Here is a 25860-nt window from a genome sequence, read left to right on the forward strand (position 1 = left end):
GATACCAGGCCGCTGCGACTGTTTATTAAAAACACAGCACTCTGCAAACACGAAAGTGGACGTATAGGGTGTGACGCCTGCCCGGTGCCGGAAGGTTAATTGATGGGGTTAGCTAACGCGAAGCTCTTGATCGAAGCCCCGGTAAACGGCGGCCGTAACTATAACGGTCCTAAGGTAGCGAAATTCCTTGTCGGGTAAGTTCCGACCTGCACGAATGGCGTAACGATGGCGGCGCTGTCTCCACCCGAGACTCAGTGAAATTGAAATCGCTGTGAAGATGCAGTGTATCCGCGGCTAGACGGAAAGACCCCGTGAACCTTTACTATAGCTTTGCACTGGACTTTGAATTTGCTTGTGTAGGATAGGTGGGAGGCTGTGAAGCGTGGACGCCAGTCTGCGTGGAGCCAACCTTGAAATACCACCCTGGCAACTTTGAGGTTCTAACTCAGGTCCGTTATCCGGATCGAGGACAGTGTATGGTGGGTAGTTTGACTGGGGCGGTCTCCTCCTAAAGAGTAACGGAGGAGTACGAAGGTGCGCTCAGACCGGTCGGAAATCGGTCGTAGAGTATAAAGGCAAAAGCGCGCTTGACTGCGAGACAGACACGTCGAGCAGGTACGAAAGTAGGTCTTAGTGATCCGGTGGTTCTGTATGGAAGGGCCATCGCTCAACGGATAAAAGGTACTCCGGGGATAACAGGCTGATACCGCCCAAGAGTTCATATCGACGGCGGTGTTTGGCACCTCGATGTCGGCTCATCACATCCTGGGGCTGAAGCCGGTCCCAAGGGTATGGCTGTTCGCCATTTAAAGTGGTACGCGAGCTGGGTTTAGAACGTCGTGAGACAGTTCGGTCCCTATCTGCCGTGGACGTTTGAGATTTGAGAGGGGCTGCTCCTAGTACGAGAGGACCGGAGTGGACGAACCTCTGGTGTTCCGGTTGTCACGCCAGTGGCATTGCCGGGTAGCTATGTTCGGAATAGATAACCGCTGAAAGCATCTAAGCGGGAAACTAGCCTCAAGATGAGATCTCACTGGGACCTTGAGTCCCCTGAAGGGCCGTCGAAGACTACGACGTTGATAGGTGGGGTGTGTAAGCGCTGTGAGGCGTTGAGCTAACCCATACTAATTGCCCGTGAGGCTTGACCATATAACACCCAAGCAATCTGCTTGCTTCGAAAGAAGGGCCAGATTGCGGTGTGTGAAGACGACACACGTCGAAAATTGGCAACACCCACAAATCTATCACATCCCCATTCGCTGGCGCGTGAACCCGCAAGGGCCCACGAACTGGCTACCGAATTTCTTGACGACCATAGAGCATTGGAACCACCTGATCCCATCCCGAACTCAGCAGTGAAACGATGCATCGCCGATGGTAGTGTGGGGTTTCCCCATGTGAGAGTAGGTCATCGTCAAGATTAAATTCCGAAACCCCTGTCTGCTTACGCAGACAGGGGTTTTGTTTTTGCGCGGAAAAAAGTTCGAGCAGGTGGCAATCCGAACCACTTGCCCTTAAGGTTCGGCCATCAGTTTTCATTCAATTTAACGGCTTGCAGCACGTTGAGCGAACTGTGCTCGTCCGGGGCTGACGTCAACTAAGATGATAGATGACGGTCGGCGAGACGTGTTCGGGAGGGCCCTGTGAGCAGTCGCTGGTGGCGCCATGTGCTTGTGTTGATGCTGCTGCTCGGGCTGCCGGCGGGGGCAACTGCGGCGGAGGGTTCGGTCAGGGTTCTGACGCTGGACGATGCCATTGGCCCGGCCAGTGCTGAGTACGTGGTTAATGGCTTGACCCGAGCGGCGGAAGAGCACGCGCAGTTAGTGGTACTCGCCATTGATACGCCGGGGGGGCTGGAAAGCTCGATGCGGGTGATCGTGCAAGCCATCCTCGCCAGTCCAGTGCCCGTGGCCAGCTATGTCTCGCCCAGCGGCGCCCGGGCCGCGAGTGCCGGCACCTATATTCTTTACGGCAGCCATATCGCGGCCATGGCACCGGGTACTCATCTGGGCGCCGCCACACCGATTCAGATTGGTGTCCAGCCGGCCCCCCCGGAATCGCCTGAGACCGACACCTTGACGCGTAAGCAAATCAGCGACGCATCGGCTTTTTTACGTGGGCTGGCGCAATTGCGCGGGCGTAACGCTGAGTGGGCCGAGCAAGCCGTTCGTGAAGCCGTCAGCCTGACGGACTCTGAAGCCCTGACGCTTAAAGTCATCGAGTACCAGGCGAAAGATTTGAGCGATCTGCTCGGGCAGTTGGACGGCAAAAAACTGAACGTGGACGGCCGAGACATTCAACTGCATACCGCGAGCGCGGTGGTGGTTCGTGATGATCCAGACTGGCGTATCCGCTTTCTGATGGTCATCACCAACCCCAACGTGGCGTTGATTCTGCTGATGGTCGGCGTCTTCGGTCTGATTTTCGAACTCCTCAATCCGGGCTCGACGGCGGGTGGTGTGATCGGTGGCATCTGTTTGCTTGTGGCGCTTTATGCCTTGCAGTTGTTGCCGGTCAGTTATGCCGGTATCGGATTGATCATGCTCGGAATGGCCCTGATGGTGGCAGAAGCGTTCTTGCCAAGTTTCGGGGTGATCGGCTTTGGCGGCATCGTCGCTTTCATCGGTGGCGCAACCATGTTGATGGACACCAGAGCACCGGGATTCGTTATCGCACTGCCGTTGATCATCACCTTGGCGGTGGTCAGCGCTCTGTGTCTCATCGGCTTGGTCGGGGTGGCACTCAAGTCTCGGCAGCGTCAGGTCGTCAGTGGTGACGCGGGCCTGGTGGGCAGCATTGTCACGATAGCCGCGTTGCATTCGGACGACCCCTTGGGTGGCTGGGTGCAACTGCAAGGAGAACACTGGCAGGTGTTGAGTCAAGCACCGTTACGGCCCGGTCAACGGGTCCGGGTAGTGGCGCGCCGTGGCCTGCTGTTGGAGGTCACGGGGGTGCCAGAGACACCTCTAAAAGGAGACTGATGATGTTTGTGCAACTGGGTTTTGGTACGTTGGTGTTGCTACTGGTACTGATGGCGCTTGCGACCTTTCGCATCTTGCGTGAGTACGAGCGCGGGGTGGTGTTTCAACTCGGGCGGTTCTGGCAGGTGAAGGGACCGGGCCTGATCCTGTTGATTCCCGTGGTCCAGCAGATGGTCCGGGTCGATCTGCGCACGGTTGTGCTGGATGTGCCGCCGCAGGATGTAATCACCCGTGACAACGTCTCGGTGAAGGTCAATGCGGTGCTTTACTTCCGGGTGCTCGACCCGCAGCGGGCGATCATTCAGGTCGAGGATTTCCTCATGGCCACCAGCCAACTGGCGCAGACGACGTTGCGGGCAGTGCTGGGCAAGCATGAGCTGGATGAACTGCTCGCCGAGCGTGAGCGGCTCAACGTCGACATTCAGAAGGTGCTCGATGCACAGACCGACGCCTGGGGCATCAAGGTGGCGAACGTCGAGATCAAACACGTCGACCTCAACGAGTCGATGATTCGCGCCATCGCCAGGCAAGCCGAGGCTGAACGTGAACGTCGCGCCAAAGTGATCCATGCCGAAGGCGAGTTGCAGGCCTCACAGAAGTTGGCAGAAGCCGCTGAAGTGCTCGGCCGGCAACCCGGTGCCATGCAACTGCGTTATATGCAGACGCTGGGCGCGCTTGCCAACGACCGCACCTCGACCATCGTCTTTCCGATGCCCATTGAGTTGCTTAAAGGCATGGCTGATCTCGCGCCCAAGTCCTGAAACTGCGGAGCTTGCCGCGCTTGGCTTCGCTCCCACAATGGAACTGCGCTACGCCTCAATTCCTGGCTGACAAAGTGTCCTGCGACCAACCACCACCCAATGCGCGAAAGGTTGCGACGGCTGCGCGGGCGTCATTGGCGTGCAGTTGCGCCAGTTGATCGCGGGCGGTGAGCAGCAGCCTGTCTTCATCGAGCACTTCGACCAGGCTGATGGCGCCACCTTTGTAAGCATCCTGTGCGGCACTTCGGGCGACCTTGTGGGCGGCGACTTCCTGATCCACCTCAGTGCGCTGCTGTTCAAGTTGGGTCAGGGTCACGATGGCGTTCTCGACATCTTCGGTGGCGCGCAGCATGGACTGGCGGTACTGAGCCAGGGCTTCAGCGTTAGCGCCTTTGGCCTGGGCGACTTCAGCATCGACCCGTCCAAAATCAAACAAGCGCCAGTGCAGACCAATCACGGCTTGCGGCTGGAATGCGGCGGCAGAAAACAGTTCGCCACTCTTCAGACTTTCGAAACCGAGCAAACCGGCCAGTGAAACCTTGGGGTAATACTCGGAAACTGCCTGGCCGATGCGCGCGTTGGACGCGGCCAGTTTGCGCTCGGCGGCAATCACGTCGGGACGACGGCGCAACAGGCTGGCCGGTCCACTGGTATCGGTGATGGTCGGCACGCGAAAGGTTTGTGAGCTGCTCAACAGCTCTTGGGCATAGGTGCCCGGTTGCACGCCCATCAACACGTCCAGACGATTGAGCTGCATGGCCAGTTCAGTGTGTAACGGCGGCAAGGTGGCTCGGGCTTGCAACACCAACGCCTGGGCCTGGGCTTGCTCACGGTTGGTCGCCAGGCCGCTGCCCATGCGGGCTTGCACCAGAGCGAGGAGGTTGTCTTCGGTTTGTACTTGCTCCTGGGCGAGGGCGATTCGTTGTTGAGCGCCACGCACCCGGAAATAGGCATCGGCGGCTTCGGCGGCGACGGAAATGCGCACGCCGGCGTGGGTGGCGTCGGCAGCCTGGGCCTCGGCGACTGCGGCCTCTTCGCCACGTTGAAGGCCACCCGCGAGGTCGGTCTCCCAGCTGGCGCCAGCGCCGATGCTTTCAAGCGTCTGATTGCGTTGGTAGCCGGGCAACGCGTTGCCGATCTCGCCCAACGGGCTTTTCACTGATTGGTGTTGACGCACGGCTTGCGCGTCGAGGCTACCTTGCGGCAAACGCTCAGCGCCGGCTTCATGAGCGGCAGCGCGGGCCTGATCGACCCTGGCCATGGCAACCGCCAGATCCAGGTTCTGCTGGAGCACGCGCTGGATGATAGTGGTCAACTCGGGATCTGAAAAGCCAGTCCACCAGCTGTCCAAAGACGGTGCCGGTACTTCGCCGACGCGTTGCTGCAACAGCGACTGATTGTTGAAGTCAGCGGTCAGCGTGTTCGTCGGTTTTTGGTAGTCAGGGCCGACGGCGCAGCCTGCCAGCGCAACGAACAGTGCGGTCAATGCAAACAGCTTGGAGCCTTTGAAGCGAGTCGCCAGGGTTTTCATTGTCCGGTCCTCAAGGTGCGAAAAAGGATGAGCGTGTCCAGGGTGGTCTCAATGGGCATCGGGGGAAGGAGAGGCGGGTGGCACCACCTTGTGCATCAGCGGGACCATCGCGGTGGCGATGATGAAACACACCATGATCGCCAGGAACGCGTCGGAATAGGTTTGCGTCTGTGCCTCGCGGTACGTCAGCAGCCACAGTTGATGCAAGGCCGCAGTGGTGCCTTCGCTGCCAGTCTGGCCGAGGGTGGCGAGGTTGTTGCCGACCTGGCTCAGCCATTGATTCATCGCTTCGTTGCTGCTGTTCAGATGTTCGGCAAGACGCGTGAAGTGCAGGTTGGTGCGGTCATTCAGAATCGTCGCGCAGGCGGCGATACCGATGGCGCCGCCCAGGTTTCGCATCAGATTGAACAGGCCCGACGCTTGTTTGAGTCGCGACATGGCCAGCCCGCCGAGGGTCAGCGTGACAGCGGGTGGCACCGCCAGTTGCTGGGCAATACCGCGCAATGCCTGAGGCAATATCAGTTCATGGCCGCCCCAGTCGTGGGTGATCGGCGAGAAATCCCACATCGACAACGCGAACAGCCCCAGCCCGGCCATCATGATCCAACGCAAATCGACGCGATTGGCCAGGAAGGCATACAGCGGAATCGCCATGATCTGAAATACGCCGGTGGAGAAAACCGCCAGGCCGATGTCCAGCGCGCTGTAGCCGCGTACCCGGCCCAGAAATAGCGGCGTCAGGTAAATCGTTGCGAACAGGCCGATGCCAGTGACGAAGGAAAAGAAGCAGCCGAGGGCGAAATTACGTTCTTTCAAGGCACGCAGATCGACGATGGGGTTGCTGACCATCAGGGTGCGGCTGATGAAGGCGAGGGCGGAGAGTCCGGAAATCCAGGCCGTGGTCAGGATCGTGCTGTCGCTGAACCAGTTCCAGCGCGGGCCTTCTTCGAGGGTGTACTCCAGGCAGCCGAGAAACAATGCCATGAACACCATGCTCAGGTAATCCGCGCCCTTGAGTAGCGACAGGTCCGGCTCGTCGATGCGCACCAGGATCGGCACCGCCACCGCGACGAAAATACCGGGCACCAGGTTGATGTAGAACAACCAGTGCCAGGACGACACATCGGTGATCCAGCCGCCGATGACCGGTCCCAGAGTCGGCGCCAGCGAGGCGATGGCACCGATGGTCGCAGCTGCGATGACCTTCTGTTTGCCGGTGAAGAACATGAACGCCGAGGTAAACACCATTGGGATCATCGAGCCGCCAAGGAAGCCTTGCAGGGCACGAAATACGATCATGCTCTGAATGTTCCAGGCCGCGCCGCAGAGCAGGCTGGCGATGGTGAAGCCGACCGCTGAGGCGCAGAACAACCAACGTGTGGAGAACACCCGCGACAGCCAGCCAGACAACGGAATGACCACGATTTCAGCGATCAGGTAGCTGGTTTGCACCCAGGCCGTTTCATCGGTGCCTGCCGACAGACCACCGCCGATGTCACGCAGCGATGCAGAGACGATCTGAATATCCAGCAGCGCAATGAACATGCCGATGCACATGGTCGCGAAGGCGAATACTTTGGCCGCGGTGGCCATCGACGCTGCGTCAAAAGGTTTGGCTGGCGTTGCGGGGACGGCGCTCATGGTGCGCTGGCCTGATTCGAGGCGAGACGGTGGCCTTGTAAGTCGGTTGAGCCGGCATGGGTATCGACTTCAGCCGTCACTGACAAACCAGGACGCAAATTGCCCAGGGTACCGTCGGCCTGATCGAGGAGAATCCGCACCGGCACACGCTGCACGATCTTGGTGAAGTTGCCGGTGGCGTTCTCCGGCGGCAGTACGCTGAACTGCGAGCCCGTTGCCGGGGCGAGGCTGTCCAGATGACCATGGAATGCGCGACCCGGAAGCACATCGGCATGAATGGTCACGGCCTGACCTGGAACCATATGGGCCAGTTGGTCTTCCTTGAAGTTGGCGTCGACCCACAGACCGCTGACCGGCACGACCGAAAGCAGTTGCGAACCGGCGGCAGCGAAGGCACCAACCCGGGCCCGGCGGTTGCCGATGACCCCATCGACCGGGGCGCGCAGTTCGGTGTAGCCCACATTCAATTGCGCCATGTCCCGCTCGGCCTTGGCTTGCATCAACGCGGCCCGGGCCTGTTGTTTCTGAGTGGCGATCACCGCGATCTGGCGCTGGGTCGCGAGCATAGAGGCTTGGGCCTTGGCACCGTTGGCCTGGGCCGTTTTGAATGTGGCATCGGCACGTTGTGCGCTCTCGACGGACACCGCTGCTTGGCTGACCAGCTTTTGATAGCGGGCCTGATCGTCACGGGAGCGAACCGTTTCGGCGTTGGTTGCGTCGATGCTGGCTTTGGCCTGGCCGATCACCGCGTATTGCAGCTGTTCGGTGGCTTCCAGATTGGCCAGCAAGGCTTCCTGCGCGGCTACCGCGCCCTCGGCTTTGTTCAGGGCAGCGAGGTAATCACGATCGTCGATTTTCACCAACAGTTCGCCAGCGTGCACTAGCTGGTTGTCGGTGACTTTCAGTTCAGTGATGTAACCGGTCACCTTCGGCCCGATCACAGTGACATCGCCACCGATGTAGGCATCGTCGGTGGATTCGATAAAGCGTCCGACGGTCCACCAATGGGCACCGTACACCACCGCCAGTACCAGCGCGATTGCCAGCACCACCAGCAACAGCACGCGCTTGAGCAGTGCCGGCCAACTTTTTTTCGGAGTGATCGCGGTGTCGATATCACCCAGCGCAATTGAGCTATTCATCGCAGGATTACCTGTTGGATTCAGAGGAGGCGGGTATCGATTCAAGCTGGGCCAGGCGGCGCTGGCGGCCGTTTTCCAGACGCTTGAGCAGCATCTCGTCGGCGGCCTCGCCGGCATGGATGGCATGCTGTTCACGGTTGATTTTTTTGCCGGTCCTGGCGTCTGTCAGCACCAGGTCGACCGCTTCGCCGCTGGCCTCGTCGGCCAGAAAAACGCTATTGCCTTCGGGGGCGAAGTGCTTGTTGCCCCAGGCCATCAAGGTCAGCATGACCGGCCTGAAATCACGCCCGCGTTGGGTGAGGACATAGTCGTAACGGGGTGGTTTTTCGCTGTAAAGGCGGCGTTCGAGCAGTCCACCTTCGATCAAATCGTTGAGCCGACGGGTCAGGGTAGTGGGCACGATCCCCAAGCTCTTCTGGAATTCGTCGAAGCGGCTCAAGCCGTAGTAGGCATCGCGCAGAATCAGAATGTTCCACCACTCGCCGACGTGCTCAAGACTGCGAGCAATCGGACAGCGCATGTTTTCAAAGCTTTTTCTCTTCATGACCGCCCTCTCTGAAGGGTTGGAATCGTTAAATTATGATCATAATATAATGCTGTGGATTTCATTATGCAAGTCACTCTGTTCGCCACTGGTCAGCCGACGAAAATCAGCTCGGCCGGGCAATCAAAGCGTCTTAAGCTGAAAGAAGGGAGAAGGTTGTTGAAACGAGGGTCGAGCAGCGAGGAAGATGCCGGAAGCGTCTGCATCTGTAGTGCTTGGCGCAGTCATCCTGTGAGGAGAGCGACATGAGCATGACCACGGTCTACGCCGCAACCGAACCCACCCGCGCCGCGGCCGATGCGCTGGAAGGTCCGACCCTTATCGAGTTCGGTGCGCCGTGGTGCGGCCATTGCCTTGCCGCCCAACCGCTGCTCGCGAAAGTCATTGCTGACTATCCACAGGTCCGCCATTTGAAAATCGAAGACGGCAGTAGTCGGCGACTGGGGCGTTCATTCCAGGTCAAGCTCTGGCCAACGCTGGTCTTCTTGCGTGACGGTCAGACGCTCGCCCGGCTGGTGCGGCCGACGAATGTCAGCGAAATCGAAGAGGCCTTCGAGCAGCTGACTGGCGAGTGTTGATGCACGATACTTCATGGATATCGAATATCTACGACGTATTGCCTATTGTTCCGGTGGAACTTGGCTGTGTGTAGCTGAACGCAACGCTATTGTTACCAAAAAAGCAGATAGTCTTTATCCCTATAGGCGCTGTAACTAAGCGTACTGACCGCCTACTATTCTCCCTGCCAACCAGCAACCCCCTGCAAACAGGTGGATCACTCAAGCGTCCAAGTACCTTGTGATGAACACTGCTGTTTGCCAACTCTGAAGTAAGAGGAATGCAAACATGAAAGCGTCACTGCTGTTGTTATTAGCCTGCGTGTCCACCGTCAGCATGGCCAATGATAAACACGACGAGGCCGCCCAGCAGCAATCTGCGGTAGAGAACTACAACTATTCAATGAAGCTGGATATTGCGAAGGTTATATCGGTCAGCGATGATCAAACGGCCTGCTCACAGGACCCCGTACCGGTTCGAATGAACTATCTGGACTCTGCAGGCGCCTCGCACACGCTTGAATACCTGACACCGGGCACCGGGTGCTCTAATAATTAAACGTTAGTTGTTTTCGGTGTGGGGATAACGTGCGCCGGTAATAACGTTATAAAAAAGGCCCTGTCATGCAGCGCCTTTTTTATGGGGCTCGTTTAAAGAAACGAACCGCTGTTAGTTTAAGCAGACAGTTCCGTCAATCGTTGGCTGCACGCATCGTCAAACGCCACGTAAAGACGTTCCGCGATCTGGCTTTTGATTGTCTTGCCGCTCTCCAGTCCCAGGACGAACCCTTCGGCTTTACCACCGGCCCGGTTCAAGTCATCTGCCGAGCCTGCCTGAGTGATGGCGTCCAACAGCTTTTCGGCGTCTGGTCCCACGCCTTTGGGTAGGGCGATCCCGTCGAGGCTCATTGTTCGACCCCTTCCTGTGAATGCCGGGCGCCATCAAGGCGGCCGGACTGCATGCGGTGTTGGTCGATCATGATCCATTCCTTTAAGCATCGGGCGCTGCGTAAAACCACAGGCCGGGGCGATGGTAGGCCAGGCCCCGGCGGTTAGCGAGCAGGAACGGTCAATGAGGCTGAGATATCTGCTACTTCACAGCCTGTTCACCAGAAGGCACGCACGTAGTTAATGGGAGAGTGATCCGCCCATTCCCGTAAGAATACGTTCTCGGCATCGTGGGCATACCGCGTCAGGTAATCGAAGCGAGCCTTCTGCTGATCCTGGTGAATCAGCGCCGCTGAGAAGGAAGCCTGCATGACGCCATAACGGTCGATATAGGCAAGCCCGTGTACATGGTCAAAACCGAGACTGGCGGGCACTAATTCGGTGACCACATCACAACAGTCGACCAGCCGCGCAATGCGCAGTTTTTTATGGGCTGACAGGCCCTGGGTAAAGTCATGGTCGCCGACGCGTGGCGATCCAAGTGTCACCAGAAAATCCGCCCTTGCGGGCTCGGCGAGCAAGGTCGCGATGGCGGCGCCCAGGCTATGGCCGGTGATGGTCAACGAGGTGCGTTGGTGGGCGGTATCGTTCAGCCACTTCTGGATGAAAGGCCACAGCCCCAAAGCGGCCTTGGCAAATCCGCTGTGTACTTTGCCGGGTCCAAGTGGCCACGCCATACGCACTACTTGCGCACCCGAGATCACGTCTTTTATGTGGTCAATTTGCGTGCCTCGCAGGGCCAGAAGTGCACTGCCATCATCGCGCAGGGTGCCGAAGCCTTCGCTGTCTGTTGGTGCATGTCTGAATAAGACGGGTGGTCCGAATCCTTGCGCGCAAAGCAGGGTCGCTAATGTGGGCTTGTCGGATTGAACGTCTTCGAAGCGCAGATAGGCCAGCCTGGCAGCCTCGACGGCCAACGATAGGGGGTCGCGGGTTGGCACTGAAGCAAAAATAGAAGGCTGTGCTTCCGGGTGATAAAGGGCGTTTTGCGAGGGGTCATATTCGAGAGCCAGCATCAGGTCTGCGCTCCTGGCAGAACTCAATCGTTTAAAACGGTTGAGGCGCGACAGCTAGACGGGCCGGTTTTTGCGTCCACAGCCTGTAGCCGCCACGGACGCCCTAATTACGGTAGTTGGAATTGAAAAATACGCCACCTGAAAGGCTGGAATTGTTTTCATTTGAGTGTATTGAGCAACGGGTTGTATCGGGCGGCGAATACCGTGACCACAGGGGGCGAACTCAACTATCGCGATGCGCGCCATTGACCGGCATGCGGCTGCCCAGCCGATAGCGCGAGGAGGGATGGATCAGGCGCACGTAGGTCACGATCTTGTTGCTGCTCCAGGTTCGGCGCAGCAGCACCAGGCAGGGTTCGTTGGCGTCGATCTGCATGTGTCGGCTTTCATCGCTGCTGGGGTGGCTGGCTTCGACGATGTGTTCCATTTCGTCGGGGCGGATTACCTGCAGCAGATATCTGGCCGGTTGCAGCTGTTCGCCGAACTGCTGCTGAAGAAACTCGGGCACCAGCTCGGGATTGACGTAACGGTCCTCCAGTTGCACCGGCACGCCTTCTTCGCAATGCACGCACAGCAGATGAAAAACCGAGGTGCCGGTGGGCATCGCCAAGGCCGCCGCCACGGCCATCGAGGCGGCTTCGCGGCCCAGATGCAACACCTGGCAGGAGTAGCGATGGCCGCGGGCGATGATCTCGTCAGCGATGTTGGTGATGCGCAGCAGGTTCGACTGTGGCTTGCTTTCGGCGACGAAGGTGCCGACCCCCGAAACCCGTACCAGATGGCCTTCTTCGGTCAGTTCGCGCAAGGCCCGGTTGACGGTCATGCGCGACATGCTCAGTTCCTGCACCAGACGGTTTTCCGAGGGGATCAGGTCGCCGGGCTTCCATTCGCCGGAGCGAAGCTTGCCTTGCACAAAGTCCTTCGCCCGCCGATACAGGGCTTGCGGTGCAGTGTTAGTCATCAGGCGCTCCGCGTCTGTTGTTCGGTGAGTATGTTCGCCAAGGCTTCGAGGAACAGGTCGTTATCCTCACGATTGCCCACCGATACCCGCAAATACTGGGTATATCCGGCCTCACGCCAGGGTTTGATGATCACGCCCTGACGCAGCAGTGCCTGATTGACCGTTTCGGCGTTGAAGGGCGTGGAGAAAAACAGGAAGTTGGCCATCGACGGCACGCTGTCGATGCCCAGCGCCTGTAATGCAGCGGCCATCCGTTGGCGTTCGCGGGCGACATGTTCGAGGGTGGCGTGCAGGTGCTCATCATCGGCCAAGGCCGCGACGGCGGCGGCCTGTGCCACTCGGTTGATGTTGAAGGGCGTGCGCAAGCGGTCGATCAGGTCCGCCAGTACGGGATCACTGACGATGCCGTACCCCATGCGCAGGCCCGCCAGCGAGTAGGCTTTGGAAAAGGTCCGCAGCAAAATGAACGGTTTGCCGCTGGCCTGGATCAGGCTCAGGCAATTCGGGTAATCAGCCTCGAACTGCGCGTATTCGTAATAGGCTTCGTCGAATACCAGCAAACAGTGCGCGGGCAATGCGTCGAGCAGTTGCTGCAATTCATCGGCGTTGAGAGTGGAGCCGACCGGGTTGGACGGGCAGGAAAACATCAGCAGACGCGTGCGCGGTGTCAGCGCGTCGACCATCGCGGCCACGTCGAAGGCGCCGCTGGCAGTCATCGGCACACCCACCACGCGGGCACCGGCTGCCAACGGGTAAATGAAATGCAAACCGAAGGACGGCACCACCGTCACCACTTCGTCGTCATGATCGAGAAACACTCGGCTGATGATGCTCAGAAGATCTTCCGAGCCATTGCCAAACACCAATTGATTGCCCGGCACGCCGAGTTTTTCCGAGAGCGCGGCGCGCAATGCCAGGCAACTGGCGTCTGGGTACAGGGCGATTTCGCTACAGGCCTGGGCCATGGCGGCGGCGACAGCGGGTGCCGGGCCCAGCGGGTTTTCATTGCTGCCGAGTTTGGCCACACGGGTCAGGCCGAAGCGCTTGCGCACTGCATCCGAGCTGAGGCCGGCGTTGTAGCTGGCAAGGTCACGCACTTCGGCGCGGGCCAACAGGTGCAGATCGGTAGCGTTCATGCGGGGCTCACTTCTTTGTTGTCCTGCCAGAAGGCGTTGCGGTCCAGGTAGTTCTGCAGGAATTGCTGCAGACGCGGATGTTCGGCGTTGTGAAATATTTCGCGCGGGGTGCCGCGTGCAACCAGTTCACCCTGATCGAGAAACACCACCGAATCGGCCACTTGCGCGGCGAAGCCCATCTCGTGGGTGACCACGACCATGGTCATGCCTTCTTTGGCCAGGGTTTTCATGACCTGCAAAACCTCACCGACCAGCTCCGGGTCGAGCGCCGAGGTCGGTTCATCGAACAACATGATGTGCGGCTCCATGGCCAACGCCCGGGCAATCGCCACGCGTTGCTGTTGACCACCGGACAGCTGGGCCGGATAAGTCGCCGCCTTGTGTGCGAGTCCGACTTTATCGAGCATCGCCATGGCCCGTTGCCGGGCGTCATCGGCAGACAGTTTGCGCACTCGCAACAACGCCTCACTGACGTTGCCGAGCGCGGTCATGTGCGGCCACAGGTTGAATTGCTGGAAGACCATGCCGACATTGCGCCGCACCAGGTTGATCTGCGACTGCGCCGCGCGCTTGCGGCCTTTGCCATTCTCCGGCACCCAGCCGAGCAGTTGGCCTTCGATATAAATCTCGCCTTCGTCGTACTCTTCGAGAAACGCCATGCTGCGCAGCAGGGTGCTTTTACCCGAGCCGGACGGGCCGATCAGACACACCACTTCAGAATGCCGGACCTGCAAGTCGATACCTTTGAGTACGCGCAGCGTGCCAAAGCTTTTACCGACGTTGTGCAGCTTCAGCATGGGCTCGCGGTTGTCGGAGAGTGCCTCGGGAGTCTTCATCGCTTCACCTGATTCTTGCAATGCTGATAAGTATGGGTCTGTTGGCGTGACGGGGAGGAGGTTGTTCATCGCGGTTGCTTCTGCATGAAGTGCCCGACACGTCCTTCGAGGAACATGCCCAGGCGTGAACAGGCTTCCACTAACACCAGATAACCGATGCACAGCATCGTCAGGGTTTCGACGAACGCGAAGGTTTCCGAACCGATGCCGGTGAGGACCATGGTCATTTCAGGAATGGTGATGATCGACAGTACAGCGGTTTCCTTGCACAGCACGCTGACCATATTGACCAGCGCCGGCAGGATAATCACCAGCATCTGTGGGATCTGGATGCGCACGATGCATTGCAGGCGGCTGATGCCCAGGCAGTCGGCGGCTTCCAACTGACCGCGATTGACGGACTCGAAGCCGCCGCGGAAGATCTCGGCGAAATACACGCTGCCATAAATGCCCAGACCGAGTACCCCGGCCGGGATCGGGTCGAGGCTGAGGCCGAATGACGGGCCGCCGTAGTACACCAGAAACAATTGCACCAGAAACGGCGTACTTCGAATGATCTCGATGAACACCCGCAATGGCGTGCGCACCAGGTTGTTGCCGAACAGCTGGGCCACCGCGATCAGCATGCCCAGCAACAGACCGAGCACGACCCCGGACGACCAGGTACCGAGCGTGACCAGGAAGCCTCCGCCGATATCGCCCAGGTGATCGGTAACGATATGGGGATCGAAGATCATGCGCTGCGCTCCTTCAGATGGCGTTCCAACCGGTCGCCACAGAATGCCAACGGGATGTTGATCAGGCAGTAGAAGCCCGCCAGCATCAGGTAGTCCTGAACGAACATGTAGTCACTGGCTGCTATGTTCTGCGCGGTGCGGGTCAGGTCGGCCAGGCCCACCACCGACACCAGCGACGACGCCTTGATCAGCAGGATCATTTCATTGATCAGCGCCGGCAGGGTCAGGCGCACGGCTTGGGGCACACGAATACGCACCAGCATTTGTCCTGAGCTCAGGCCCAGCAGGCCGGCGGCTTCCAGTTGCCCGCCGGGAATGGCGAGAAAACCACCGCGCATGATTTCTGCGATATACGCCCCCGCCGCCAGCGACAGGCCGATCACCGCCGCCACCGTGGGCGAGACGTTGGGCAGGCCGATGCGCGGCAGGAAATAATAGATGAACAGCAATTGCACCAGCAGCGGAATGCCGCGGAACACGAATATATAGGCGCCACCCAGACGTCTGAGCAGCGGCACGGGCGACAATCGCAGGCTGCCGACGATAACGCCGACGACAAAACCAATGGCCAATGCCGCGACGGACACTTCGAGGGTCACCAGCAGACTGTTCAGCAGCAAAGGCAGGTTTTGCAGCAGTAAAGGCCAATCGAACATCGTCATGCCTCCAACATCGATGATCGCCGACCCGGCTGAGCCGACGATCTGTTCATCGAACCTGCAAGCCCGGTTTACCAGGTAGGGGCGAAGTCAGCTTTTGGCACGTCCATTTCGGCACCCAGCCATTTTTTCTGCAGGGCGGCGAGACGGCCGTCGCTATGCATTTTCAGCATGGCGGCATCGAGGGCTGCGATCAGGCTATTGGCGTCGTCATCCTTGCGTCCCAGGTAGGCAAAGTAGGATTTCTTGCCGAACGGAGGCATGACCACTTTGTATAGATTCGATTTCTCCGCGGCGACGTAGGACACGTTTGGCAGAGAGTTGGCGACAGCGACGATGCGATGGGCCGCCAGGTCGGCGTAGGCCTGGTTGTTGTCGATGTACTCGCGAATCTCTACCTTTTTCGGCAGGGTGGCGGCGAAGGTTTTCAGTTCTTCGAGCTGTGCCGAGCCTTTGCCTGCGCCGACGATTTTGCCGGCGATGTCTTCAGGTTTTTTGATGCTGTCATCTTTGGCGCCGATCATCAGGGCCACGGTCGCTTCAGCGATCGGCATCACGAAGTGATAGCGCTCTTTACGCGCCTTGGTGACGATGATCGGGCCAGCAACCACGTCGAATTTCTTCGCTTCCAGGCCTGGCAATACGCTCGGCCACGGCAGGTCGAGGAACTTGACCTTGACCCCCAGTTCTTTACCCAGTTGTTCGAACAGCTCGGCGTTCATGCCTTTCTGTTTGCCGTTCTCGGTGAAGTCGAACGGTGCGAACTGCAGTTCGGTGCCCACGACCAGCTCACCGGCTTTCTTCACATCGGCCAGTTGATCGGCATGCGCCGCCAAGGGAACGATGGCCAAGGCCATGGCAACGCACAGGCCGTTGAATGTTTTACTGAACAGAGAATCGAGTTGCATTGGGTAACTCCTTCATCAGATGCAGTGAACGCTGGTGGTTTGTGTCGGTTCTTGTGTCGGTTCTTGTGTCGGTTTTCATGATCGTTGTGTAAGGATTACAGTCTGTGGCGCTTTGATACTGCAGTTAGCGTGCCATACTGGTATATACAACCGCGCATCACCTTCAGCCGAGGATTTTCCCTGGATTGAGTATGCCGTTAGGGTCGAAGCAGTCCTTGAGTTGTCGCATCGCCAGGCGTGCCTCGGCGCTCACCGAATGATGAAGAAACTCGCGCTTGAGCAGGCCGATGCCATGTTCGGCGGACACCGATCCGCCCAATTCGCCGACTGCGGTATAGACCAGCTCTTCTACCTCAAGGATAGGCGCTGGCTGCGGCAACGAATCGCAGTCCACGGTCAGGTGCAGATTGCTGTCACCGATGTGGCCGAAATACACGCTATGGTTACCCGGCCAGCGCTGCTCAAGGCGTTGACGACACAGTTCGGCGAAGTCACCGATCTGGCCAATGGGCAGGCTGACGTCGAAGTTCAGTGGGGTCATGCGCAGCGGAAACTCGCCGGTCGCTTCGCGAATCTTCCATAGCGCGCGGGCCTGGGTCTGTGAGCTGGCCAGTACCGCATCGACCACTTCGCCGGCATTGATTGCCTCTTCCAGGGTCTGCTCCAGCAACTCGCGCGGGCCAGCGGATTCGAACAGCACGTACAGTGGATAATCCTGCGACATAGGCGCCACGGGGGTTTCCAGCCAGGAGACTCCGAGGCGGAAGAAATCCTGCCACATCAGTTCATAGGCTTGCGGCGTGCCAGCGCTGCGTTGCACTCGACGCAGCAGGCTCACCGCGCTGGCGTAATCGGGCAGGGCGCAGAGCAGGGTGGTGGTTTCGCCGGGTAAGGGTGCGAGTTTCAAAATGGCGCGGGTGATCACCCCGAGCGTGCCTTCACTGCCGATAAAGCACTGTTTCAGGTCATAACCGCAGTTGTTCTTGATCATCTTGTTCAGCAGATTGAGCACGCGACCATCGGCGAGGACCACTTCCAGGCCCAGTACCAGATCGCGAGTCATGCCGTAACGGATCACTGCATTGCCGCCAGCGTTGGTCGCGATATTGCCGCCAATCTGACATGAGCCGCGCGCGCCCAGGTCCAGTGGAAACAGGAACCCTGCATCGAGCGCGGCGTGCTGGACCTCTTGCAGGGTGGTGCCGGCCCAGACGCTGACCGTTGCGGCTGCCGAGTCGATTTCCTCAATGCCGCGCATGCGCTCGAGGGACAAGGCGATGTCGGTGGCCCGAGGCACCGCGCCACCGGCCAGACCCGTCATGCCACCTTGGGGCACGATCGGTTGCTGCGCTGCATTGCAGATGCGCAAAGCGGCGGCGACCTGCTCCGTGGTGCGTGGCAGCAATACTGCTGCCGGGCAGGCCGGGGCGTGGCCGGTCCAGTCACTGTAGTGGCGTTGATTGATCGCGGCGCCCGTGACTACCGCTGCGTCACCCAGCGCTGCGCGCAATTGCTCGAGGGTTTGTTGCAGATCGTTCATCGGTTCAGCTCACGGAGAAAGAAGAGGTGGGAGGGGAAAGACGCATGTTTAAGCGCAAGTCATGACTGCCAAGCTGGCTCATGTCCGGTTGGCCGAGCAAGGACAGGGCCAGGCGCAATTCCTGCGCCAGCAGATCAAGGGCATGCCCGGCGCCTGCCTGACCGCCGACAGCCACCCCATACAAGGTAGCGCGCCCCAGCAGAACTGCATCGGCGCCCAGCGCGCAGGCCTTGAGAATGTCTGTGCCACGGCGGATGCCGCTGTCGAGCAGCAACGCCAGCTTGCCTTTGGCCACCGCAGCAATCGCCGGCAGGCAGTCGATGCTGGCGGGCACGCCGTCGAGCTGGCGGCCACCATGGTTACTGATCACCAGTCCGTCGAGCCCCAGCGCGATGGCTTTTTCCGCATCCGCTGGATGCAGCACGCCTTTGAGCAGCAGCTGTTGAGGCCAACGGTCCCGCAGGCGCGCCAAAGCATCCCAATCGAGGCCGGTGTCCATTTGCGCACCAATAAAGTGCGCGGCACCTTCAATGTTGCGTTGTTCTGGCGGTAAATAGCGTTCGATGTTGCTCAGATTTGGCAGGCCGTGTGGCCACAGCGCCTGTTTGATCCAGCGCGGATGGCACAGCACATCGAGCTTGTTGCGCAGGCTTAGCTGTCGCGGTCGGGCGAAATTGCGTTTGTCCCACTCGCGATTGCCCAGTAGCACGGCGTCGCTGGTCAGCAGCAGGGTCTTGCAACCGACGGCGTTGGCGCGTTGCAGCAGGTCGTGCTGCACCTGAGGATCGCGCAGGCAATACAGCTGGAACCATAAATTGACCTCAGGCACCGCCGCGACCACCTGTTCCAGCGAGCTGGTGGACACCGTGCTGAGGGTGAAGGGCAGGCCGCGCTCAGTGGCGGCCCGCGCTAAAAGAATATCGGCATCGCGATAGAGCATGCCGTTGTAACCGGTCGGGCCGATGGCCAAGGGCAGCGGCAAGGTTGCGCCCAGCAACGACCGTTGGGTGTGCGTGTTATGGCAGGGCACCAGCGTCTGGGGCAGCAGGCCAATCTCTGCGAATGCCTGGCGGTTGCGTTTGAGGGTCAATTCCTCTTCAGCGCCACCTTCCAGGTATTCCCAGGCGAATTGTGGTAGCCGTCGACGGGCCATCGATGCCAGTTCGGCAATGCTGAGTGCGCGACGAAAATCCGGACCTGAATGATAGCGACGCATGGACGCTCCTAAGGCGGCACCGTTGCAAAACGTTAGGCAGACAATAGGCGTTCGCCGGACTTGATGCCCGGCGAACGCAGCGCACTTAACCGTGCAAGCGTTGGAACGGCAACCAGCGGCCAAACACACCGTCTTCGACCCAGGCCCGCGAGGCTGCGATGTCAGGCGCGAAATAGCGATCTTCATCGTAGTGCGGGACTTCTTCGCGAATCATCGTCAGCACTTCGCTGAGCATTTCCGAGGTCTGTAGCGGCGCGAGCAAGTCGATACCTTGCGCGGCAGCGAGCAGTTCGATCGCCACCACGGCGCTGCTGTTACCGGCCATGTCCAGCAGACGACGTGCCGCGAAGGTCGCCATCGATACGTGGTCTTCCTGGTTGGCGGAGGTCGGCAAGCTGTCCACCGATGCCGGGTGGGCAAGGGTCTTGTTCTCCGAAGCGAGGGCTGCGGCGGTGACCTGAGCGATCATGAAACCGGAGTTCAAGCCGCCCTCACGCACCAGAAACGCTGGCAGACCGGACAGCGCAGGATCGACCAATTGCGCAATGCGTCGTTCCGACAGGGCGCCGATTTCCGAGATCGCCAGCGCTAGCACGTCGGAGGCCATGGCTACCGGTTCGGCGTGGAAGTTGCCACCGGACAGCACGTCGCCGTCGGCGCTGAACACCAGCGGGTTATCCGATACGGCATTGGCTTCTCGCAGGAACACGCCTGCGGCGAAACGCATATGGTCCAGACACGCGCCCATCACTTGCGGCTGGCAGCGCAGAGAGTAGGGGTCTTGCACGCGCGCGCAGTCACGGTGGGACTCGCGGATTTCGCTGTGGGCCAGCAGTTCGCGGTAGAACCGCGCCGCATCGATTTGCCCCGGTTGTCCACGCACCGCCTGAATTCGTGGGTCGAAAGGTACGTCCGAACCTTTCAGTGCTTCCACGCTCAGGCTACCGGCAACCACGGCGGCGCTGAACAGCTTCTCGGTGGCGAACAGGCCGCGCAGGGCGAGGGCGGTCGACACTTGGGTGCCGTTGATCAACGCCAGACCTTCTTTCGGACCCAGCACCATCGGTTCCAGACCCGCCAACGCCAGGCCTTCGACGGCGTCCATTTCACGCCCCTGATGACGAACCCGACCAACGCCGATCAATACGGCAGACATATGCGCCAGCGGTGCGAGATCGCCCGAAGCGCCCACCGAACCCTGGGACGGAATGCACGGGTAGACTTTGGCGGCATAGAGCTTGCTCAATGCCTGGATCACTGCCCAGCGAATCCCGGAGAAGCCACGCGCGAGCGAGCCGACCTTGAGCGCCATGATCAACGCGACACTGGCGTCATCCAGCAAAGGACCGGTGCCGGTGCAGTGAGACAGCAGCAGGTTGCGTTGCAGCTTGGCCAACGAGTCAGTGGCAATCGAGGTGCGGGCCAGCAAACCGAAGCCGGTATTGATGCCGTACACCGTGCGCTTGTTGGCGATGATCTCATTGACCGTGCGCGTGCTGGCGTCTACCGCTTCACGCGCGGTGGGATCGAGTTCGAACGGGCTTTGCTGCTGATAGACAGCGCGCAGTTGTTCAAGGGTGAAGTGGCCGGGCGTGAGAAGTAGAGACGCTTGCATGAGGACTGTCCTGAGTTCGGTGAAGGAAAACAAAGCCACATAGGCCTGTATATACAGGTAAGGCAAGATGCAGGCCAGTTCGCCGGTAACATGCCGTAAACCGCGTTCCTGAGCCTGTTTTTCAAGGATCGAGCAGGATCGCTCGAAGCGTTTCTGCTGAACGGTGTCACCAAAAGTTGCACTCATTGAGGTCGCTCCGCACACTGTTGGGGCGAAGGGAAACCCCGCAGTGACGGGAGATGGGGCGAGGTTCGACGGTGTCGGAAGAGACGTTAGGCTTTGGTCCAGGGTTTACAGCAATAGATGAAGCAGGCGGCACAGTAAATGCTTAGTCCTGTATATACCGGTTCGTCAGGTCCCTGACTGAATTTTGATTCCAGCACTGCATAACCCGTATAAACAGGAGCGAGCATGACCCCTGACGCCAATCTCCCCTTGATCGATATGTCCGGTGTTCGCGAAGGTGACCCGGCGAGTATTCGCCGGGCCGGTGACGCCATTCGCCAGGCCTGCAGCGAAATCGGCTTCTTCTACATCATCAATCATGGCGTCCCGCAGGACGTGATCGATCGCGCGATGGCGGCGGCTGCGCAGTTCTTCGCCTATCCGGCCGAGACCAAGCGCCAGGTGGCGGTGAATAATCGACATCGTGGCTGGCACGCGTTGGGTGGCGCGACCATGTATGAGGCGACCAAGCCTGATCTCAAGGAATTCTTCAGCATGGGGCTGGAGTTGCCTGAGGATGATCCTTGCGTGGTCGCCGGTGAAGCGCTGCGCGGGCCGAACCAATGGCCGGCGTTCATGCCGGAGCTTCGCGGCGCGTTGGCTGAGTACTACGCGGAAATCGGCAAGGCCGGGGCTGATCTGTTGACGGCGGTAGCGACAGGGTTGGGCATCGAAAGCGACTTCTTCGGCGGCAAATACCACAAACCGCTGCAACGGACGCAGATGGTCTATTACCCACCGCATCCGCCGATGGCCGAGGCCGACCAATTCGGGGTTGCGCCGCACACTGATTACGGCTGCATCACCTTGCTCTATCAGGACAACAGCGGTGGTTTGCAGGTGCGCGAATTGAGCTCCAATAGCTGGATCGACGCCACGCCGATCCCTGGCAGCCTGGTGGTCAATGTGGGTGATCTGTTGGCGCATTGGTCCAATAACCGCTTCCGCTCGACCTTGCACCGAGTGATCAATAAATCAGGTCATGAACGCTATTCCATCGCCACCTTTTTCGACCCGACTTACAGCGCGGTGGTCGATCCTTGCGACCTTGGTATCGATTCGGTCACGAGCCTGTACACGCCGGTGGCGGCGGGGGATTACATCCTCAAGCGTATTGATGATTCGATGGCGTATCGCAAGAAGGGTTGATGATCGTCCGCACGATGAAACCCCCTGTAGGAGCTGCCGAAGGCTGCGATAGGCCGGGGTCGCGCTCGACCGGCACGACCTTCAGCGGTCTCAAGAAAGCGACCGGTTCCGTCGGACGCGACCCCGGGGTGATCGCAGCCTTCGGCAGCTCCTGCTAACGAAAAAGGGAAGTCAGCTCGCACTGACTTCCCTTGATGTACTACCCAATACCGCTTAAATCACCTGAACAATCGCCTTGGTCACTGCATCGATGTTGCTTTGATTCAGTGCTGCAACGCAGATCCGCCCAGTGTCCAGCGCGTAGATGCCGAACTCACTACGCAGGCGGCCGACTTGCTCGCTGGTCAACCCGGAGTAGGAGAACATGCCGCGTTGACGACCGACGAAGCTGAAGTCGCGATCGGTTTGGGCAGCCAGTTTCTCGACCATGGCCTGACGCATGCCGCGAATCCGCAGACGCATTTCGCCCAGTTCCTGCTCCCACACCGCGCGCAGCTCAGGGTTGTTCAGCACGGCAGAGACGATGGTCGCGCCATGGGTCGGCGGGTTGGAGTAGTTGGTGCGGATCACGCGCTTGACCTGGGACAGTACTCGTGCGGTTTCTTCTTTCGATTCAGTCACGATCGACAATGCGCCAACGCGTTCGCCATACAGCGAGAACGATTTGGAGAACGAGCTGGAGGCAAAAAAGGTCAGGCCCGATTCAGCGAACAGACGCACGGCAGCGGCGTCTTCTTCGATGCCGTCGCCGAAGCCTTGATACGCCATGTCCAGGAACGGCACGTGGTCTTTGGCTTTAAGCACTTCCAGGACTTTCTTCCAGTCCTCGGGGCTCAAGTCGACGCCGGTCGGGTTGTGGCAGCAGGCGTGCAGGACCACGATCGAGCCGGAAGGCAGGTTCTGCAAATCTTCCAGCATCCCTGAACGGTTCACGTCATGGCTGGTCGCATCATAGTAACGGTAGTTCTGCACCGGGAAACCGGCGGTCTCGAACAGGGCACGGTGGTTTTCCCAGCTTGGGTCGCTGATGGCCACGACTGCACCGGGCTTGAGCTGCTTGAGGAAGTCAGCACCAATTTTCAAGGCACCGGTACCGCCGACGGCCTGGACGGTCAGGACGCGACCGGCAGCCAGCAGTGGCGACTCGGCGCCGAACAGCAGTTTTTGCACGGCCTGGTCGTAAGCGGCGATGCCATCGATCGGCAAGTAACTGCGAGCTGCGTATTGAGCCGCGCGAGTGGTCTCGGCTTCGGCAACGGCGCGCATGAGTGGAATTCGCCCCTCTTCGTTGCAGTAGACCCCGACGCCCAAATTGACCTTATCGGTCCGGGTATCGGCGTTGAATGCTTCGTTGATGCCCAGGATTGGATCGCGTGGTGCCATTTCGACAGCGGAGAACAGGCTCATTTTTGCGGCGGCTCTGGATGGAGGAGTGAAGGGGATACAACGCTCCGGCCGAATGCACTAGAGCGGTGCACAAACGGGGAGTTAGTATAGAGGCCATCGTGTCGCGCTGCGACAGGCTGGAGGGCGTTTTTTCGGGTTTTTCAGTTTATTTTTCTGCTACTGGTCAAATTGCAACAGCAATGCTTTAACGGCTTGTAGGATTGGTCGCTTGAAAGGTGATGTCAGCGACTCCATCTGTAGTGTCTTCACGTCTTTTCCCGGCGGCATCGGTCGTTCGCGGTTTTCTCATTTCTGCGCTGTTCTGCGTGCCGGAATGAACCCAGAGGTAACCTATGTCTGAGTTTCAGCTCGTAACCCGTTTCCAGCCAGCCGGTGATCAGCCGGAAGCCATTCGCCTGATGGTCGAAGGGATCGAAGCCGGGCTGGCACACCAGACATTGCTCGGCGTGACTGGCTCGGGCAAAACCTTCAGCATCGCCAACGTGATCGCGCAAGTGCAGCGTCCGACCCTGGTGCTGGCGCCGAACAAAACCCTGGCGGCGCAGTTGTACGGTGAGTTCAAAGCGTTCTTCCCGAACAACGCGGTCGAATATTTCGTCTCTTATTACGATTACTACCAGCCAGAAGCTTACGTGCCGTCTTCGGACACCTTTATCGAGAAGGATGCCTCGATCAACGACCACATCGAGCAGATGCGGCTGTCGGCGACCAAGGCACTGCTGGAGCGCAAAGACGCAATCATTGTCACCACGGTGTCGTGCATTTACGGTCTGGGCAGTCCCGAGACGTACCTGAAGATGGTGCTGCACGTCGATCGCGGCGACAAACTCGACCAGCGCGCTCTGCTGCGCCGTCTGGCCGATTTGCAATACACCCGCAATGACATGGATTTTGCCCGGGCGACATTCCGTGTGCGGGGCGACGTGATCGATATCCATCCGGCCGAATCGGACTTCGAAGCGATCCGCATCGAACTGTTCGACGACGAGGTCGAGAACATTTCTGCCTTCGATCCTCTGACCGGTGAAGTGATCCGCAAATTGCCGCGCTTCACCTTCTACCCGAAAAGCCACTATGTGACGCCCCGGGAAACCCTGCTCGACGCGATGGAGGGGATCAAGGTCGAGCTTCAGGAGCGATTGGAGTACCTGCGCAGCAACAACAAGCTGGTGGAAGCGCAGCGCCTGGAGCAGCGCACCCGCTTCGATCTGGAAATGATCCTCGAGCTGGGTTACTGCAATGGCATCGAAAACTACTCACGCTACCTGTCCGGGCGTCCATCCGGGGCGCCGCCGCCCACCTTGTATGACTATTTGCCGGCCGACGCGCTGCTGGTGATCGACGAATCCCACGTCAGCGTGCCGCAGGTGGGCGCGATGTATAAGGGCGACCGCTCTCGTAAGGAAACCCTGGTCGAATACGGCTTTCGCCTGCCATCGGCGCTGGATAACCGACCGATGCGTTTTGATGAGTGGGAAAGTGTCAGCCCGCAAACCATCTTCGTTTCGGCCACCCCCGGCAACTACGAAGCCGAGCACGCTGGCCGGGTGATCGAGCAGTTGGTGCGGCCTACTGGCCTGATCGATCCGCAAATCGAGATTCGTCCGGCGCTGACCCAGGTCGATGATCTGCTCTCCGAAATCGGCAAGCGTGTCGCGCTGGGCGAGCGGGTGCTGGTCACCACGCTGACCAAACGCATGTCCGAAGACCTGACCGATTACCTGGCTGACCATGGGGTTCGCGTGCGTTACCTGCACTCGGATATCGAAACCGTGGAGCGAGTCGAAATCATTCGTGACCTGCGTCTGGGCACGTTCGACGTGCTGGTGGGCATCAACTTGTTGCGTGAAGGCCTGGACATGCCCGAAGTGTCGCTGGTGGCGATTCTCGATGCCGATAAAGAAGGCTTCCTGCGCTCCGAACGCTCACTGATTCAGACCATCGGCCGCGCCGCGCGTAACCTTAATGGTCGGGCGATTTTGTACGCTGACCGCATCACCGGTTCCATGGAGCGGGCGATTGGCGAAACCGACCGTCGCCGCGACAAGCAGATTGCCTACAACCTGGAACACGGCATTACCCCCAAAGGCGTGTTCAAGGACGTTGCCGACATCATGGAAGGCGCCACGGTGCCGGGCTCGCGTAGCAAGAAACGCAAAGGCATGGCCAAGGCCGCCGAAGAAAACGCCAAGTACGAAGCCGAACTGCGCTCACCTGGCGAGGTCAGCAAGCGCATTCGTCAACTGGAAGAGAAGATGTACCAACTGGCCCGCGACCTCGAATTCGAGGCCGCGGCACAAATGCGCGACGAGATCGGCAAACTGCGTGAGCGGTTGTTGGTGGTGTGATC

At 59.4% G+C, this 25860-nt stretch carries 22 protein-coding genes and 2 rRNA genes (1 of these 24 only partly in view); 8 read left to right on the top strand and 16 right to left on the bottom strand.

The genetic code is table 11. The annotated features are described in order from the left end of the window. The 4 genes from AC1MEE_RS06905 to AC1MEE_RS06920 all read left to right on the top strand — a co-directional run. Positions 1–1149 (top strand): 23S ribosomal RNA (locus tag AC1MEE_RS06905) (it extends 1742 nt beyond the left edge of the window). Between the two features lie 155 nt (positions 1150–1304). After that, positions 1305–1420, top strand: a 5S ribosomal RNA gene (rrf, locus tag AC1MEE_RS06910). A gap of 223 nt (positions 1421–1643) precedes the next feature. Then, the gene (locus AC1MEE_RS06915; protein WP_480414571.1) at positions 1644–2981 is read left to right on the top strand and encodes an NfeD family protein; all 1338 of its coding nucleotides are present in this window, start codon (positions 1644–1646) and stop codon (positions 2979–2981) included. A 50-nt stretch (positions 2982–3031) separates the two neighbouring features. Beyond that, the gene (locus tag AC1MEE_RS06920) at positions 3032–3742 is read left to right on the top strand and encodes a slipin family protein (protein WP_480416170.1); all 711 of its coding nucleotides are present in this window, start codon (positions 3032–3034) and stop codon (positions 3740–3742) included. Between the two features lie 55 nt (positions 3743–3797). Here AC1MEE_RS06920 and AC1MEE_RS06925 read toward each other — a convergent pair whose 3' ends face one another. The 4 genes from AC1MEE_RS06925 to AC1MEE_RS06940 are packed head-to-tail and all read right to left on the bottom strand — an operon-like array spanning position 3798 to position 8600. Continuing rightward, positions 3798–5273, bottom strand: coding sequence for an efflux transporter outer membrane subunit (locus tag AC1MEE_RS06925; protein WP_480414572.1), 1476 nt, complete (start codon positions 5271–5273; stop codon positions 3798–3800). A 48-nt stretch (positions 5274–5321) separates the two neighbouring features. Further along, positions 5322–6914, bottom strand: coding sequence for a DHA2 family efflux MFS transporter permease subunit (locus AC1MEE_RS06930; RefSeq protein ID WP_480414573.1), 1593 nt, complete (start codon positions 6912–6914; stop codon positions 5322–5324). Beyond that, complete coding sequence (locus tag AC1MEE_RS06935; RefSeq protein WP_480414574.1) at positions 6911–8056, bottom strand: HlyD family secretion protein; 1146 nt, start codon at positions 8054–8056, stop codon at positions 6911–6913. Before AC1MEE_RS06935 ends, AC1MEE_RS06930 begins: the two co-directional genes overlap by 4 nt. A gap of 7 nt (positions 8057–8063) precedes the next feature. Continuing rightward, positions 8064–8600, bottom strand: coding sequence for a winged helix-turn-helix transcriptional regulator (locus tag AC1MEE_RS06940; protein WP_480414575.1), 537 nt, complete (start codon positions 8598–8600; stop codon positions 8064–8066). A 251-nt stretch (positions 8601–8851) separates the two neighbouring features. Between AC1MEE_RS06940 and AC1MEE_RS06945 the strand changes: the two genes are divergently transcribed. Both AC1MEE_RS06945 and AC1MEE_RS06950 read left to right on the top strand, forming a co-directional pair. Next, on the top strand, positions 8852–9178 hold the full coding sequence (locus AC1MEE_RS06945) for a thioredoxin family protein (protein WP_480416171.1): 327 nt from the start codon (positions 8852–8854) through the stop codon (positions 9176–9178). Between the two features lie 268 nt (positions 9179–9446). Next, entirely contained in the window at positions 9447–9716 is a 270-nt protein-coding gene (locus AC1MEE_RS06950; RefSeq protein WP_480414576.1) for a DUF2790 domain-containing protein, read from the top strand. A gap of 116 nt (positions 9717–9832) precedes the next feature. Here the strand turns inward: AC1MEE_RS06950 and AC1MEE_RS06955 are convergent, their stop codons facing one another. The 11 genes from AC1MEE_RS06955 to hutH form a co-directional block, all read right to left on the bottom strand. Then, positions 9833–10066: a hypothetical protein gene (locus tag AC1MEE_RS06955; RefSeq protein WP_480414577.1), complete on the bottom strand. Its 234-nt coding sequence runs from the start codon at positions 10064–10066 to the stop codon at positions 9833–9835. Between the two features lie 197 nt (positions 10067–10263). Beyond that, the gene (locus tag AC1MEE_RS06960) at positions 10264–11121 is read right to left on the bottom strand and encodes a lipase family protein (RefSeq protein WP_480414579.1); all 858 of its coding nucleotides are present in this window, start codon (positions 11119–11121) and stop codon (positions 10264–10266) included. A 223-nt stretch (positions 11122–11344) separates the two neighbouring features. Then, the gene (gene hutC, locus AC1MEE_RS06965) at positions 11345–12082 is read right to left on the bottom strand and encodes a histidine utilization repressor (RefSeq protein WP_480414580.1); all 738 of its coding nucleotides are present in this window, start codon (positions 12080–12082) and stop codon (positions 11345–11347) included. Further along, positions 12082–13218: a histidinol-phosphate transaminase gene (gene hisC / locus AC1MEE_RS06970; RefSeq protein ID WP_480414581.1), complete on the bottom strand. Its 1137-nt coding sequence runs from the start codon at positions 13216–13218 to the stop codon at positions 12082–12084. The genes hutC and hisC overlap by 1 nt, the downstream gene beginning before the upstream one ends. After that, positions 13215–14054 (bottom strand): amino acid ABC transporter ATP-binding protein, encoded by an 840-nt coding sequence (locus AC1MEE_RS06975; RefSeq protein ID WP_480414582.1) that lies wholly within the window; start codon positions 14052–14054, stop codon positions 13215–13217. The genes hisC and AC1MEE_RS06975 overlap by 4 nt, the downstream gene beginning before the upstream one ends. Positions 14055–14119: 65 nt before the next feature. Then, complete coding sequence (locus AC1MEE_RS06980) at positions 14120–14791, bottom strand: amino acid ABC transporter permease (protein ID WP_480414583.1); 672 nt, start codon at positions 14789–14791, stop codon at positions 14120–14122. Beyond that, positions 14788–15447, bottom strand: coding sequence for an amino acid ABC transporter permease (locus AC1MEE_RS06985; RefSeq protein ID WP_480414585.1), 660 nt, complete (start codon positions 15445–15447; stop codon positions 14788–14790). The genes AC1MEE_RS06980 and AC1MEE_RS06985 overlap by 4 nt, the downstream gene beginning before the upstream one ends. Positions 15448–15521: 74 nt before the next feature. Further along, on the bottom strand, positions 15522–16358 hold the full coding sequence (locus tag AC1MEE_RS06990) for a transporter substrate-binding domain-containing protein (protein WP_480414586.1): 837 nt from the start codon (positions 16356–16358) through the stop codon (positions 15522–15524). Between the two features lie 163 nt (positions 16359–16521). Next, complete coding sequence (locus tag AC1MEE_RS06995; protein WP_480414587.1) at positions 16522–17898, bottom strand: FAD-binding oxidoreductase; 1377 nt, start codon at positions 17896–17898, stop codon at positions 16522–16524. Between the two features lie 4 nt (positions 17899–17902). Then, the gene (locus tag AC1MEE_RS07000) at positions 17903–19114 is read right to left on the bottom strand and encodes an alpha-hydroxy acid oxidase (RefSeq protein ID WP_480414588.1); all 1212 of its coding nucleotides are present in this window, start codon (positions 19112–19114) and stop codon (positions 17903–17905) included. 85 nt (positions 19115–19199) lie between these two features. Continuing rightward, positions 19200–20729, bottom strand: coding sequence for a histidine ammonia-lyase (gene hutH, locus AC1MEE_RS07005; RefSeq protein ID WP_480416172.1), 1530 nt, complete (start codon positions 20727–20729; stop codon positions 19200–19202). 411 nt (positions 20730–21140) lie between these two features. Between hutH and AC1MEE_RS07010 the strand changes: the two genes are divergently transcribed. Further along, positions 21141–22103 (top strand): isopenicillin N synthase family dioxygenase, encoded by a 963-nt coding sequence (locus tag AC1MEE_RS07010; protein WP_480414589.1) that lies wholly within the window; start codon positions 21141–21143, stop codon positions 22101–22103. Between the two features lie 213 nt (positions 22104–22316). Here the strand turns inward: AC1MEE_RS07010 and AC1MEE_RS07015 are convergent, their stop codons facing one another. Then, on the bottom strand, positions 22317–23510 hold the full coding sequence (locus AC1MEE_RS07015; protein ID WP_480414591.1) for an amino acid aminotransferase: 1194 nt from the start codon (positions 23508–23510) through the stop codon (positions 22317–22319). A gap of 332 nt (positions 23511–23842) precedes the next feature. Between AC1MEE_RS07015 and uvrB the strand changes: the two genes are divergently transcribed. Continuing rightward, the gene (uvrB, locus tag AC1MEE_RS07020) at positions 23843–25858 is read left to right on the top strand and encodes an excinuclease ABC subunit UvrB (protein ID WP_480414592.1); all 2016 of its coding nucleotides are present in this window, start codon (positions 23843–23845) and stop codon (positions 25856–25858) included. Positions 25859–25860 lie beyond the last annotated feature (2 nt).

This window comes from Pseudomonas sp. ASL3, from assembly GCF_056680425.1.

Coding starts and splice junctions, on each gene's coding strand:
- AC1MEE_RS06920 (WP_480416170.1), top strand. CDS start 3,032: ATGGCGCTTGCGACCTTTCGCATCTTGCGTGAGTACGAGCGCGGGGTG.
- AC1MEE_RS06925 (WP_480414572.1), bottom strand. CDS start 5,273: ATGAAAACCCTGGCGACTCGCTTCAAAGGCTCCAAGCTGTTTGCATTG.
- AC1MEE_RS06930 (WP_480414573.1), bottom strand. CDS start 6,914: ATGAGCGCCGTCCCCGCAACGCCAGCCAAACCTTTTGACGCAGCGTCG.
- AC1MEE_RS06935 (WP_480414574.1), bottom strand. CDS start 8,056: ATGAATAGCTCAATTGCGCTGGGTGATATCGACACCGCGATCACTCCG.
- AC1MEE_RS06940 (WP_480414575.1), bottom strand. CDS start 8,600: ATGAAGAGAAAAAGCTTTGAAAACATGCGCTGTCCGATTGCTCGCAGT.
- AC1MEE_RS06945 (WP_480416171.1), top strand. CDS start 8,852: ATGACCACGGTCTACGCCGCAACCGAACCCACCCGCGCCGCGGCCGAT.
- AC1MEE_RS06950 (WP_480414576.1), top strand. CDS start 9,447: ATGAAAGCGTCACTGCTGTTGTTATTAGCCTGCGTGTCCACCGTCAGC.
- AC1MEE_RS06955 (WP_480414577.1), bottom strand. CDS start 10,066: ATGAGCCTCGACGGGATCGCCCTACCCAAAGGCGTGGGACCAGACGCC.
- AC1MEE_RS06960 (WP_480414579.1), bottom strand. CDS start 11,121: ATGCTGGCTCTCGAATATGACCCCTCGCAAAACGCCCTTTATCACCCG.
- hutC (WP_480414580.1), bottom strand. CDS start 12,082: ATGACTAACACTGCACCGCAAGCCCTGTATCGGCGGGCGAAGGACTTT.
- hisC (WP_480414581.1), bottom strand. CDS start 13,218: ATGAACGCTACCGATCTGCACCTGTTGGCCCGCGCCGAAGTGCGTGAC.
- AC1MEE_RS06975 (WP_480414582.1), bottom strand. CDS start 14,054: ATGAAGACTCCCGAGGCACTCTCCGACAACCGCGAGCCCATGCTGAAG.
- AC1MEE_RS06980 (WP_480414583.1), bottom strand. CDS start 14,791: ATGATCTTCGATCCCCATATCGTTACCGATCACCTGGGCGATATCGGC.
- AC1MEE_RS06985 (WP_480414585.1), bottom strand. CDS start 15,447: ATGTTCGATTGGCCTTTACTGCTGCAAAACCTGCCTTTGCTGCTGAAC.
- AC1MEE_RS06990 (WP_480414586.1), bottom strand. CDS start 16,358: ATGCAACTCGATTCTCTGTTCAGTAAAACATTCAACGGCCTGTGCGTT.
- AC1MEE_RS06995 (WP_480414587.1), bottom strand. CDS start 17,898: ATGAACGATCTGCAACAAACCCTCGAGCAATTGCGCGCAGCGCTGGGT.
- AC1MEE_RS07000 (WP_480414588.1), bottom strand. CDS start 19,114: ATGCGTCGCTATCATTCAGGTCCGGATTTTCGTCGCGCACTCAGCATT.
- hutH (WP_480416172.1), bottom strand. CDS start 20,729: ATGCAAGCGTCTCTACTTCTCACGCCCGGCCACTTCACCCTTGAACAA.
- AC1MEE_RS07010 (WP_480414589.1), top strand. CDS start 21,141: ATGACCCCTGACGCCAATCTCCCCTTGATCGATATGTCCGGTGTTCGC.
- AC1MEE_RS07015 (WP_480414591.1), bottom strand. CDS start 23,510: ATGAGCCTGTTCTCCGCTGTCGAAATGGCACCACGCGATCCAATCCTG.
- uvrB (WP_480414592.1), top strand. CDS start 23,843: ATGTCTGAGTTTCAGCTCGTAACCCGTTTCCAGCCAGCCGGTGATCAG.